At 59.6% G+C, this 12753-nt stretch carries 13 protein-coding genes; 3 read left to right on the top strand and 10 right to left on the bottom strand.

Annotated elements, in window-relative coordinates:
• Positions 1-9 precede the first annotated feature (9 nt).
• The 10 genes from WMO36_RS06235 to infC all read right to left on the bottom strand — a co-directional run bounded on the left by WMO36_RS06235 (position 10) and on the right by infC (position 9821).
• Positions 10-1299, bottom strand: a complete 1290-nt coding sequence (locus WMO36_RS06235) for a cysteine desulfurase family protein (RefSeq protein WP_144171367.1) — start codon at positions 1297-1299, stop codon at positions 10-12.
• Positions 1296-2183 carry a carboxylating nicotinate-nucleotide diphosphorylase gene (gene nadC, locus WMO36_RS06230; protein ID WP_294448332.1) on the bottom strand — a complete coding sequence of 296 codons (888 nt, stop codon included), beginning with the start codon at positions 2181-2183 and terminating at the stop codon, positions 1296-1298. Before nadC ends, WMO36_RS06235 begins: the two co-directional genes overlap by 4 nt.
• Positions 2177-3778, bottom strand: coding sequence for an L-aspartate oxidase (locus WMO36_RS06225; RefSeq protein WP_435374697.1), 1602 nt, complete (start codon positions 3776-3778; stop codon positions 2177-2179). Before WMO36_RS06225 ends, nadC begins: the two co-directional genes overlap by 7 nt.
• Before the next feature lie 104 nt (positions 3779-3882).
• The gene (nadA, locus tag WMO36_RS06220; protein WP_349077160.1) at positions 3883-5163 is read right to left on the bottom strand and encodes a quinolinate synthase NadA; all 1281 of its coding nucleotides are present in this window, start codon (positions 5161-5163) and stop codon (positions 3883-3885) included.
• A 97-nt stretch (positions 5164-5260) separates the two neighbouring features.
• Positions 5261-6040 carry an NUDIX hydrolase gene (locus tag WMO36_RS06215; RefSeq protein WP_099571306.1) on the bottom strand — a complete coding sequence of 260 codons (780 nt, stop codon included), beginning with the start codon at positions 6038-6040 and terminating at the stop codon, positions 5261-5263.
• A 404-nt stretch (positions 6041-6444) separates the two neighbouring features.
• A complete protein-coding gene (locus WMO36_RS06210) occupies positions 6445-7284 on the bottom strand; it encodes a ParA family protein (RefSeq protein ID WP_099571307.1) in 840 nt (279 codons plus the stop codon).
• A gap of 87 nt (positions 7285-7371) precedes the next feature.
• The gene (xerD, locus tag WMO36_RS06205) at positions 7372-8325 is read right to left on the bottom strand and encodes a site-specific tyrosine recombinase XerD (RefSeq protein ID WP_349077159.1); all 954 of its coding nucleotides are present in this window, start codon (positions 8323-8325) and stop codon (positions 7372-7374) included.
• A gap of 150 nt (positions 8326-8475) precedes the next feature.
• The gene (rplT, locus tag WMO36_RS06200; RefSeq protein WP_003834366.1) at positions 8476-8859 is read right to left on the bottom strand and encodes a 50S ribosomal protein L20; all 384 of its coding nucleotides are present in this window, start codon (positions 8857-8859) and stop codon (positions 8476-8478) included.
• 50 nt (positions 8860-8909) lie between these two features.
• Complete coding sequence (gene rpmI, locus WMO36_RS06195; RefSeq protein WP_003834365.1) at positions 8910-9104, bottom strand: 50S ribosomal protein L35; 195 nt, start codon at positions 9102-9104, stop codon at positions 8910-8912.
• 18 nt (positions 9105-9122) lie between these two features.
• Complete coding sequence (infC, locus tag WMO36_RS06190) at positions 9123-9821, bottom strand: translation initiation factor IF-3 (protein ID WP_004220560.1); 699 nt, start codon at positions 9819-9821, stop codon at positions 9123-9125.
• A 314-nt stretch (positions 9822-10135) separates the two neighbouring features.
• Here infC and WMO36_RS06185 point away from each other — a divergent pair, with 314 nt between their 5' ends.
• From WMO36_RS06185 to ybaK, 3 genes are all read left to right on the top strand, one after another.
• On the top strand, positions 10136-10891 hold the full coding sequence (locus tag WMO36_RS06185) for a thiamine diphosphokinase (RefSeq protein WP_144164769.1): 756 nt from the start codon (positions 10136-10138) through the stop codon (positions 10889-10891).
• 147 nt (positions 10892-11038) lie between these two features.
• Positions 11039-12094 carry a type I glyceraldehyde-3-phosphate dehydrogenase gene (gene gap / locus WMO36_RS06180; protein WP_099571310.1) on the top strand — a complete coding sequence of 352 codons (1056 nt, stop codon included), beginning with the start codon at positions 11039-11041 and terminating at the stop codon, positions 12092-12094.
• 129 nt (positions 12095-12223) lie between these two features.
• Positions 12224-12730, top strand: a complete 507-nt coding sequence (ybaK, locus tag WMO36_RS06175; protein ID WP_099571311.1) for a Cys-tRNA(Pro) deacylase — start codon at positions 12224-12226, stop codon at positions 12728-12730.
• Positions 12731-12753: the final 23 nt, after the last annotated feature.

Genomic DNA, 12753 nt, shown 5'->3' with positions numbered 1-12753 from the left:
GAGCCAATACTAGCGAGGTAATGCGACAGCGTCCGTGTGGGTGAGTAAACGGCAGGATTCCTCAATGGCCGCAGCAACGCGGTTGATCTGTTCGGACGTAAGCGGCGTGCGGAAGGTCATACGCAACGCCGATTTCGCAACCGGCGCGGTGAATCCCATGGCCAACAGCGTTGCGGGCGCCTCATGGCGGCCAAGCGCGCACGCCGAACCGGATGAGCAGGCGATGCCACGCGCATCCAGATCGACCAGCAGAGCCTCGCCCGACAGGCCGGGGAACACGAACGACGCGTGACCGGGAAGCCTGCGTTTCGGGTCACCGGTCACCTGCGCCCTCGGTTCGACGCGCAGCACGGCATCCATCAGCCTGTCGCGCGATTCGGTCAACGCCTGATATTGCCCGGCCATGCGCGTGTTCGATTCATGCAACGCGATGGCGAGCGCCACGGCACCGGCCACGTTTTGCGTGCCGGATCGCAATCCCCGCTCCTGCCCGCCGCCGGACAGCACCGGTTCGGCCGGCGTGCGACCGCGCAGCAGCAAGGCGCCGAGCCCTTTCGGGGTGCCGAACTTATGCCCGGATACGCTCAGCGCGTCCACATCCCAGTCGCGCATACGAATCGGGATCTGTCCGGCCGCCTGCACTGCGTCGACATGTATGGGTACGCCGTGGGCGTGCGCGATGTGCGCGATCTCATCGACGGGTTCGATGGTGCCGACCTCGTTGTTGGCGAGCATGACGGACACCAGCAGCGTACGGTTGGTCAGGGCAAGCGTACTTCCACTCCCCTGCCCGGCCATTTCGTGTTCGCCGTTGTCGATGCCGGTCATATCGCCTTGCGCGAGTTCACGCTCCAACGCCGCCATATCGATATGGGCCTGTTCGTCGACGGGGATGCGTACGACTGCCACGCCGAACCAGCGTTCCATCCAAGCTACCGACTGCAGTACGGCAGGATGTTCAATCGCGGAGACGATGATACGCGGTTTCACCGATTCGCCGTACTTGTCGCGCAACATGCGCATCCGGGCCATGCCGATGCCTTTGACGGCGAGATTGTCGGATTCAGTGCCACCCGAAGTGAAGATCACATCATCCGGACGTGCCCCCAAATCGGCGGCCAGCGAGGCGCGGGCCGCGTCGAGCGCACGCGCCGCGGTTTTGCCCGGCTGATGCACGCTCAGCGGATTCGCGTATGCCTCGGTGAGGAACGGCATCATCGCTTCAATTACATCGCGTGACACCGGTTCGGTGGACGCCGCGTCCAAATACAGTTCGTCCCCTGCTCCGTTCCCGCTCATCGCACCCAATCCAATCCCAAGTCGATGCTGCGCACGCTGTGCGTCAACGCGCCCACGGAGATCACGTCCACGCCCGTGGACGCCACTTCGGGTACGCGTTCCACCGTCATGGTGCCGCTGGCTTCCACAATCGCACGGCCATCGATCATATCCACGCCGGCGCGCGTATCCTCCAGCGTGAAATTGTCGAGCATGATGGTGTCTGCGCCGCCGTCGAGCGCCGCCGGAATCTGTTCGAGCCGGTCGACTTCCACCTCGATATGCGTGGTATGCCCCACCTGTTCGCGGATATGCCTGATCGCGCCGGCCATGTCGATGCCTTGTTCGGCAAGCGCGGCCAAGTGGTTGTCCTTGACCATCACCGCGTCGGACAGCCCGTACCTGTGGTTGTGCCCACCGCCGCAGACGACCGCGTATTTCTCGAACGGACGCAGTCCGGGCGTGGTTTTGCGCGTGTCGACGATGCGCGTGGCGTCGTAGGTGCGCGGGACGCGATACCCGGGCAGGGTTCTCGCCTGATCGGCCGCGGCCACGAACGTGTCGGTCATGGTGGCGATGCCGCACATGCGCTGGGTGAAGTTCAATGCCACGCGTTCCGCGGTGAGCAGGTCACGCACCGGGCCGCTCACGGTGGCGAGCATCCGCCCCGGTTCGAAACGCTCACCATCGGCGATTGCCGGCGTGACCACGATTTCGGGATTCTGCATCTTGAATGCCGCGGCAAACACGTCGATGCCGCTCATCACGCCACGCTCGCGGGCGACGAGACGCACCTCTCCCCATGCCTGCAGCGGAATCGTAGTGGCGCAGGTGATGTCGCCGTTGGGCGCATCCTCTTCAAGAGCGGCCTCCACGGCCTTGCGGATGACCTGACGGGTCAGCATGACGTTCCTTTCAGACGGTAGGCGATGGAATGCGCGATGGTCGGATTGACCGTCGCATAGTCGGTGCGGGTGTGCGCGCCACGCGATTCGCAACGGTTCAGCGCGGCGACGGCCTCGACGTATCCGACGGTGAGCAGATTACGGTTCTCCAGCACGGCGATGCAATCGGCATACGAACCAGCACCTGACATGCCGGGTACCGCGGCGTTCGCTCCGGCGAGCGCGTCGGCAAGATCCGTCACCGCAGCGGCAAGCCCGTCATGGTCGCGCAGCACACCGACATGCTTCCACATCTCGTCCTCGATGTGCTTGCGGTCCCATACGCCCGTGTTCGCGTTGCCATCATCATGGCTGGGCATGTCCAGCACCATCGGCTCTTGGGCGACCGGCAGGCTTGCAATCGCACTGTTGCTAAGAGTTTGCGGCTGCCATACGGCATCGTCCGTATCACGCACCGCGGCGAGTCCCGCGCGGTATCCGTAAACGAGTCCTTCAAGCAGTGAGTTGGAGGCGAGACGGTTTGCACCTTGCACGCCGGTTCGCGCACATTCGCCCGCGGCATACAGGCCGGGGATGCTGGACCGTCCGAACAGGTCGGTGCGGATGCCGCCCATCCAGTAATGCGCGGCTGGGGCGACCGGAATCGGCTCCTTGCTCCAGTCGAAGCCGAGGGAGCGCGTGTATGCGTCGATGGTCGGGAACCGGTGACGTAGGAACGCCGCCAAATCAGGGTTCTCTTTGGCCATGGGTGAAACGTCAAGCATGACCGGCTTGCCGCCCTGCGCCTGCATGGTGCGGAAGTTGGCACGTGCCACCACGTCGCGCGGTGCGAGTTCGGCCTTGTGGTCCACGTCGGTCATGAACCGGTGCCCATGCTCGTCGAGCAGTATCGCGCCTTCTCCTCGGACGGCTTCGGAGACGAGGAAGTGTTCGCCAATGGCCATGGCCGTGGGGTGGAACTGATAGAACTCAAGATCGGCGACCTGCGCTCCGGCACGCAGTGCGGCGGCCAGTCCATCGCCGGTGGCCACGGCGGGATTGGTGGTGTACGGGTAGAGTCGGCCCGCACCGCCCGTGGCGAGGATCACGCGCGTCGCGTCGATTGTGCGGGATTCGGCTTCGCCGTCCACGCCCCGCACGATGAGCCGCACGCCGGAGACATGCCCGTCGCGCACAATCAGATCGTTCAGAAACGCGTGCTCAAGCACGTGGATGCGCCGATTCTCACGAACCATGGCGCTCACATCGAGTTCGAGCACCTTGCCGGTGGCGTCCCCTCCGGCGTGCACCACGCGGGAACGGCAGTGCGCGGCTTCGAGCCCGCGCAGCACCGAACCGTCCTCGCCGCGATCCACATGCCATCCGGCGGCGATGAGTTCGCACACGCGGCGCGCCCCCTCATCGGTGAGCACGTCCACTGCGGTGCGGTCGCATAGGCCATGCCCTGCGGCCATGGTGTCCCCGGCATGCAGCTGCGGGTTGTCGTCGCTGAAGATGGCACATGCCACGCCACCTTGGGCATGGTAGGTGTTGGACTCCACGAATTCATCCTTGCAGACGAGCAGCACGTCATCCGAGGAGTCGTTCCCGGCGATGTTCGCGTTCCCGTATGTGGTGAGGCCTTCCGCGCCTACGCGCTTGTCCCCCGCGGCCGCGAGCGCCGCGGACAGTCCGGCGATGCCGGCGCCGATCACGACGATCACGGGTGCACCTCCAGCATGCGCTGCAGGGCGATTTTGGCGTCGCGGGCTGTGGCGTCGTCCACGGTGATGCGGTTGACGATATTGCCTTGTTCGATGTTTTCCAACGCCCAGGCGAGGTATGCCGGGTGGATGCGGTACATGGTGGAGCACGGGCAGACCACGGGGTCGAGGCAGAACACGGTCTTGTCGGGGTATTGCGCGGCGAGACGGTTCACGAGGTTGATTTCGGTGCCGACAGCCACGGCGGATCCGGACGGGGCGTTGGCGATTTCCTTGACGATGTAGGCGGTGGAACCGGTGCCGTCCGCCGCATCGACCACGTCCATCGCACATTCGGGGTGCACGATGACCTTCACGCCGGGGTATGCCTTGCGGGCCCGTTCGATTTGTTCGACGGTGAAACGCTGATGCACGGAGCAGAACCCCTTCCACAGGATCATCTTGGCATTGGCGTACACGGACGGGTCTTCGGCGCCGCCGGCGGGCTTGAACGGATCCCATAGTGGCATTTCTTCCAGCGGGATGCCCATGGCGCGGGCGGTGTTGCGGCCCAAATGCTGATCGGGGAAGAACAGGACGCGCTTGCCGCGGGCGAATGCCCATTCGAGTACGGCGTGCGCGTTGGATGAGGTGCATACGATGCCGCCGTTGCGTCCGCAGAACGCCTTCAGCGCGGCGGACGAGTTCATGTAGGTAACGGGCACGATCTGCTGGCGACCATCTGAACCGGGCTGGGTGCCGCAGATTTCGCCGAGCTGCTGCCAGCATTCCTCGACCTGGTCGATGTTGGCCATGTCGGCCATGGAGCAGCCGGCGGAGAGATTCGGCAGGGTCACGGTCTGTTCGGGCGTGGAGAGAATGTCGGCGGTTTCGGCCATGAAATGCACGCCGCAGAAGACGATATGGTCGGCGTCGGGACGTTCGGTGGCGTTCTTGGCGAGTTGGAAGGAGTCGCCCACGAAGTCGGCATGGCAGATGATTTCATCGCGCTGGTAGAAGTGGCCGAGGATCAGCAGTTTCTTGCCAAGGCGGGATTTGGCTGCGCGGATGCGTTCCTGCAGTTCCTCGTCGGAGGCGTTACGGTATTCCTCCGGGAGCACCTGCTGTCTGGGGGCGTTGCTCGGCAGCGGATCGAACATGGATGCGCCGGGTCCGTAGCTCGGCTTGGTGGTGTCGAAATGCCATGGATCCTGGGTGAGTCCGGCGTCGCAGGTGCTTTGTGCGCCGAGCTCGGCGATGATTTCGTCGACGGACGGCGAGGAGAGTGTTGCAGTCATGCTGCGTTCCTTTCATATGGTGTGTTCACGATGATGCCGACATGGCGCTGTGATGTGCCGATGCCGAAAGATTTCCGATGTGGCTCGCCGTGCCCTGTCACGACGGCATGAGCGCGGATAGCGCGTCGTCGGCAAGGGTTTCCGGTTTGCCGTGTTCCACCGTTGTGGGAAACGTGAATTCGGCGCGTGGCTCGCCGTCATGCCGGTACCGGTATATGGCCGCTGGGCGGCTGCGCCCCACGTGGAGTTTCCTGCCAGTATCTTCCAAATGTCCGGATGCGAGCATTTTTCTGCGGAAGTTCGCCAGGTCGATCGGCTGGCCGGTGACAGCCTCGTATACGTCGTGCAGCTGGCTGAGGGTAAATTCCTCGCCGACGAGTTTGGTGGCGATGTCGGGGTATTCGAATTTGCTGCGCGAGCGCCACAGGGCGTAGTCGATGATGCGTCGATGGTCGAAGGCGAGATCCGGCAGATCGTCGACCGGGAACCATTTGACGTTGTCCTTTTCGGCGAAATCCTTGGTTTCGGCTTCGCCGACGAGCGCCCAATACACGATGGAGACCATGGGAAGCCCACCGCTCGACCGTGAGGGGTCGCCGAACGTGTACAGCTGTTCGAGATATTTCGGATGCAGTTCGGTGGTGGATTCCAGAGCCTTGAACGCTGATTCCTCCAGGGAATGTCCTACACGCAGGTCACCGCCCGGTAACGCCCAGGAACCCATGAAGGGTTGTCTGACGCGGCGGACCAGCGGCAGCCATAGACGGCTGCTTCCGTTGGCCGCGCTGTCGCCATGCGGGCCGAGCGCGAGAATCACCACGGAGATGCCGATGCTCGGTTGCGCCAAACGCCTTTCCGAGACATTTCCGATACCCATGGCCGTTCCTTTCACGGCAGGGTATTTCCCTGCTATGAGACATAGCATAACACCATTTATAGTCAAGCCGACCATAAATGGTGTCACCATGGAATCATCGACTTCCCGCAGCCGGCCCACCGGGCATCAACACCTCTTGGCATACCCGAACAACTGGCTTTGCAGAACGAACGCACCCGCCATCACGGCAGCCGTCGCCATTGCCTGTTTACGCCGTTCCGAGGCATTTCCCATGATCCTTGCGACTTCACTCCTTCAAATTCCCGTCAATACGAATTGTTTCGAAATCACAACGTATCACTTATAGTCAATGTGACTATAAGTTGGGTGTTCCACCAATCAGTCATCACAATTCAGCACACATCCAGCCAACGAAAAAGGCCCCGCAAGGGAGCCTTGAACATCTATGCGATAACGCCTTGGAAAATCAGCTCCCGGGCAACCTCACGGTATTCCTTCGCCGTCTTGTGATTCGGCGCATAGATGGTGATCGGCGCAGCAGCGACCGTTGAATCCGGCAACTTGATGGATCGCGAGATCACCGAGTGGAAGACCTTGCCTTGAAACGCCTCATAAATGCGCTGCAACACCTCATCGCAATGCAGAGTATGCGTGAACATGGTGACGAGCACTCCATACACTTCCAGACTCGGATTGATACGGGACTGCACCTTTTCTATGGATTGCATCAGCAAAGCCACGCCACGCAACGCAAAGAACTCGGCAGCCACAGGGATGATCACGCCATCCGCCGCGGTCAGCGCATTCACCGTAAGCAAGCCCAACGAAGGCTGGCAGTCAATGATGATCACGTCATATTCATCCTTGACCTGTCGCAGCACGCCAGCCAGCACCTGTTCACGTCCAACTTCGGTGACCAGCTGCACCTCGGCGGCCGATAGATCGATATTGGCCGGCATGATGTCGAGGTTCTCGAAATCGGTATGCTGAATCACGGTATGTACATCCATGCGCGGATTGAACAGCGCCGTGTACACCGTATCTTCCACGGCATTGGCGTTGATGCCCAGTCCCACCGTGGAAGCACCCTGCGGGTCGAAATCGACGATAAGCACACGACGACCGTACTGGCTCAACGCACCGGCGATATTAATGGAACTGGTGGTCTTGCCAACGCCACCTTTCTGGTTGCACATGGCGATGACCCTCGCCGGACCGTGCGTCTGCAGCGGCTCCGGAGCGGGAAACGTCTCATAATCTCGTCCAAGCAAATCCGTAGGCATACCGTTTACCTTACCAACATCCTTGTGTCAACTTTCACTGTAATCCATGCTAGTCCATTGCCGCCGTTCAAAACGGCAGCAACACCATCATCTGGCGCGGGGGTGAGACGTCAGATACGTTTCAATCAGGTTTTCGGGACTGACGTGCGTGTATATCTGTGTGGTGGTGACGCTTGCATGTCCAAGCAGCTCCTGCACGGTACGTACATCAGCGCCGCCTTGAATAAGATGCGTGGCGAAAGAATGACGCAACGTATGAGGATGCAACGGCTTGTCGATGTGCGCGCGTTCCCCCGCAATCCTTATGATCTCCCAAACCGACTGTCTCGACAATCTTCTTCCGCGCTTGTTGAGAAACAGGGCGCGACGCTCTTGAGGACCTTTCGACTTCGACTCCAGTATTGGGCGTCCCGAACGCACATACCGGCTGATCGCCTCGCATGCGTAGCTGCCGACAGGAACCAAACGTTGTTTTGAACCTTTGCCCATCAGTTTGGCGATCCTGGCTTCCGTATCGACGTCATCAAGATTCGCCCCGCATGCCTCCGACACTCGCGCGCCGGTCGCATACATGAATTCAAGCAGCGCCTTGTCTCGAAGCATCACAGGATCATCCGGGACCTCCAACGAAGCGTCGCCAGGAGCTCTGTTCTGGGAAACGGGAATCGCTTCCAATAATCTGGCGACCTCATCAATAGCCAGCACATCAGGAAGGGTGTTTGCACCTTTGGGAGCCTTCACCTGCGCGGATACATCGTCGGCGACGCTATGTTCGTTCACTGCGAAACGATGAAACGCGTGGATGCTGGCCAACCGGCGGGCCTTGCTTCGGGCGGATTCCCCGGATTCGTCAAGAAAAGCGACGTAGTCCTCCACATCCTGCGTCGTCACGGACGTAATGTCATTAATACCATGATCGGCAAGCCACTGCCGATATTTTTTCAGATCGGCGCCATATGCCGATACCGTTGCTTTTGACAATCCTCTTTCAACATCGATGTGTGCAAGAAACTGTCTGATCATCCGCTCGAAATCGTTCATCACCCTCCTTCCGCCGAAGGTTGCCCGTTTGCATCGTATACCGCCGTTGCCATGGCTATGAGATGGATGGTTTCCGATGCGCAATGCAAGAACCCCCGCCCATTGCTGGAGCGAGGGTTCCCATCAGTCACGCTGAATCAGCGAAGAAGCTCAGGCTTCCTTCGGAGCGTTCACATCAGCCGGAAGAGCAGCCTTGGCCTGCTCAACGATGGCCTTGAAGGTCTCCGGATCGGAGATGGCCAGCTCGGCGAGAGCGCGACGATCCAGCTCGATGCCAGCGAGGTGCAGGCCCTGGATGAAACGGTTGTAAGTGATGCCCTCTGCGCGGACAGCAGCGTTGATGCGCTGGATCCACAGCTTGCGGAAGTCACCCTTGCGAGCCTTGCGGTCGCGGAAGTTGTAGGTAAAGGAGTGAAGCAGCTGCTCCTTGGCCTTACGGTACAGACGGGAGCGCTGGCCGCGGTAGCCGGAAGCCCTCTCGAGAACGACGCGACGCTTCTTGTGGGCGTTTACTGCGCGCTTGACACGTGCCATATTTAATTCCTCAGCTTTCTATTAAGTCTTCTTATTGGCTCTCGCTATGCTCAGCGACCGAGCAGCTTCTTCATGTTCTTGCTCTGGGAAGTAGCCAGAACGCCGTCGGCCTTCAGTGCGCGACGCTTACGAGCGGACTTGTGCTCGAGGTTGTGGCGCATTGCGGAGCCAGCGTGCATCAGCTTGCCGGAACCGGTCACGCGGACGCGCTTGGAAGCGGCGGAATTAGTTTTCATCTTCGGCATTGCTGCCCTCCTTGTTTGTTACTTCGTTTCGGAAGTCTTCGGTTTGTCGGACGTCACTGCGGCCTTGGCTTCGGCTGCTGCCTGAGCCTGGGCTTCCTGCTTGGCCGCCAAGCGTGCGGCCTGACGAGCCTGACGTTCGGCACGGGACTGATCACCACGACGACGCTGCTCGGACTGGGTGTGGACCTTCTTGCCCTTCGGTGCGAGCGTCATGATGATGTTGCGGCCCTCCTGCTTCGGAGCGAATTCGACAGTGCCGTATTCCTCCACTTCGCTAGCAAGACGCTGCAGCAGCTCGACGCCACCAATTGGACGGGACTGCTCGCGACCGCGCAGCATGATGGTGACCTTGACCTTGTCTCCGCCATTCAGGAAGCGCACAACATGGCCCTTCTTGACTTCGAAGTCGTGGTCGTCGATCTTCAGACGGAAGCGAATTTCCTTGATTTCCGCAGTGCTCTGGTTACGACGTGCCTCGCGAGCCTTGATCTTCTCGTTGTACTTGTACTTGCCGTAATCGATGAGCTTGGCAACCGGAGGCTTCGCGTTGGGCGCCACCTCGACGAGATCGAGGTTCGCTTCCTTTGCCAGGTTCAGTGCGACGGAAGTCGCGATGACTCCCACCTGTTCGCCGTTCGGGCCGATCAGACGCACCTGGGAGACGCGAATCTCGTCGTTAATGCGTGGTTCGTCGCTGATGATGACTCCAATCCTCATGTTCCATTCAACGGAATGCTCCCAGATTGGCAGTTCTTCAACGTCTCAAAAGTTCATGGCACGCCAGACGCACCCATAAGGGCACGCTGAAGAACGTTCCGATACGATCTTCACTTCACTGTTTCAACACAGTGGCAAGGCATTAAGCCTGAACCCGAGGCCCTGAAAGGCTTCCAGGTGGGTATATCCCGCTTTCTTGATTTCTCAAGCCTTGTAGATAATACCACACACCACGACCACCGCGTGTCGTATTTGCAAGCCCAGCTAAAACGCACCTTACAGCTACGCCGATCCGCATACTACACTGACCTTGTATGACAAATAATTCCAATACTTGCGTGATTTTCGCGGCAGGTGAATATTACGGAGAAATACCAATAGTTCCGGCGGACTCGTTCGTCATCGCCGCGGACGGCGGGCTCGATCATGCCCGCACCCTTGACGTAACGCCCGACGTGGTAGTAGGTGATTTCGATTCGATCACAGGCAAACGCCCCACACCAGACGAGCGCACCGTCGAGCTGCCACCGGAAAAAGACGATCCGGATCTGCTATCCGCCCTCAAAATCGGATGGTTTCACGGTGCAAGGCTTTTCCATATCTACGGTGCGCTCGGAGGACGAATCGACCATACGATATCCAACATCCAATTGATGGCATTGCTCGCCAATCATGGCGCCATCGGTTTTCTGCATGGCAATGATTCCATTGTGACGGCGATATGCGATGGAGATCTCGACTTCGCAGCAAACGATGTCAAACCGGGTCGCATGATCTCCGTCTTCTCGCATTCCGACACTTCCGTCGGCGTTTGCGAAAAAGGATTGAAATACGAGATAAACGACGTGCTCATGACCAGCACCAAGGTCAACGGAGTCAGTAACGAGTTCCGGCATGGCCTGCCCGCGCATGTCGGGGTTACCCAGGGCACGCTCATCGTGACATTCCCAGCCGAGGCTCCTCTGCCGCAGGTCTCCTGGCATCATGCGTTCAAGGGCGATCTCGGCCCATTGGACACCCAAATCTCGTCTGCGCTTGTCGAATGCGGCCTGAAACCACATGCAGCGTGAGCGCTCACAGAAAATACGACGTTTTCTGAAACACACGCGCGAATGCGTTGCCTTAAGTACAGGTGACGCACTAAAGTGGGTGACGTTGGTAAACAATGGCTTCTGTGTGCCCAGCACACGTGTGGCCTACCCTAAAGGGAGAATTACATGACAGTTAAGATTGGTATCAACGGCTTTGGTCGTATCGGTCGTCTGGCTTTCCGCCGCATCTTCGAGCTGCAGGCTCGTGGCGGCCAGGCCGGTGACATTGAGGTCGCTGCAATCAACGATCTGACCACCCCGTCCATGCTGGCCTACCTGCTGAAGTACGACAGCACCCACGGCACCTTCCGTCATGACGATGGCACCCCGGTTGAGGTCACCTCCACCGAAGACTCCATCGTGGTTGATGGCAAGGAATACAAGGTTTACGCCGAGAAGGATGCCAACAACATCCCGTGGGTCAAGAACGATGGCGTTGAGTTCGTGCTCGAGTGCACCGGCTTCTACACCTCCGCTGAGAAGTCCCAGGCTCACATCAACGCTGGCGCCAAGAAGGTCCTGATCTCCGCTCCGGCAAAGGACGAGACCACCCCGACCGTCGTCTTCGGTGTGAACCAAGACATCCTGAAGGCTTCTGACGTGATCGTGTCCGCCGGCTCCTGCACCACCAACTCCATGGCCGCTATGGTCAAGCTGCTGGACGAGAACTGGGGCATCAAGGCTGGCTTCATGACCACCATCCACGCCTACACCGGCACCCAGATGATCCTTGACGGCCCGCGCTTCCCGAAGGCTCGCAACAACCGCGCCGCCGCAATCAACACCATTCCTCACTCCACCGGTGCTGCCAAGGCCATCGGCAAGGTCGTTCCGTCCGTGAACGGCAAGCTGCAGGGCCACGCCCAGCGTATCCAGGTTCCGGATGGCTCCGTCACCGAGCTGACCACCGTCCTGAACAAGGAAGTCACCGCTGACGAGATCAACGCCGCATTCAAGGCCGCCTTCTCCTCCACCGACTTCTACGGCTACAACGAGGATGGCATCGTATCTTCCGACATCATCGGCGACACCCACGGTGGCGTGTTCGATCCGACCCAGACCGACGTCAACACCGTTGACGGCGTGACCATGGCTCGTACCGTTTCTTGGTACGACAACGAGTACGGCTTCACCTGCAACATGGTGCGCACCCTGCTGTACTTCGCCGAGATCTCCGAGTGAATCAATAGCGGAACAATCCGCACGATTCTAAGTAGAACTTAGTGTAAGGGCTTTCGCTTCACGGCGGAAGCCCTTTTGTTAACCGACGCAAATACGTACCGATACAAATACGTTTTAGAGTAGAGCAACATGGGCAAGAAAAAGCATGAGAAGGGAGCCGGTTCAACACCGGCAACAGTGCAACTCGAACAAGCGGGAATCCCATTCAAGACTTACGAATATGCACATTCAAACGACCATATGGATGACGGCTATGGGGTCGAGGCCGCCACCAAACTAGGCTTTGACGAGCATCAGGTATTCAAAACGCTTATGGCCGATACCGGCTCCGAACGCGTAGTAGGCGTAGTTCCAGTAAGCGGACACATGGATCTGAAGGCGCTGGCCGCAGCGGTCGGAGCCAAAAAAGCCGCCATGGCCGACCCAAAGGTCGCCATGCGCGAATCCGGATATGTGGTTGGAGGCATCTCACCGCTCGGCCAACGCACACATCACAAAACCGTGCTCGACGAAAGCGCTTTGCAATATAGCGAAATACTGCTGTCGGGAGGCAAACGCGGCTTCTCAATCGGTGTCAATCCCAACGATCTACTCAAAGTGCTTGACGGCGTAGCCGCGCCTATCGGCACTTGGTAAAGTACTCGACGATCGTAAGGTCC

The sequence above is a fragment of the Bifidobacterium hominis genome (genome assembly GCF_040095915.1).
GTDB classification, from domain to species: Bacteria; Actinomycetota; Actinomycetes; order Actinomycetales; family Bifidobacteriaceae; genus Bifidobacterium; species Bifidobacterium hominis.
Note: the sequence above shows the minus strand (reverse complement) of the source record. Positions and strands in the feature narration are given on the sequence as shown.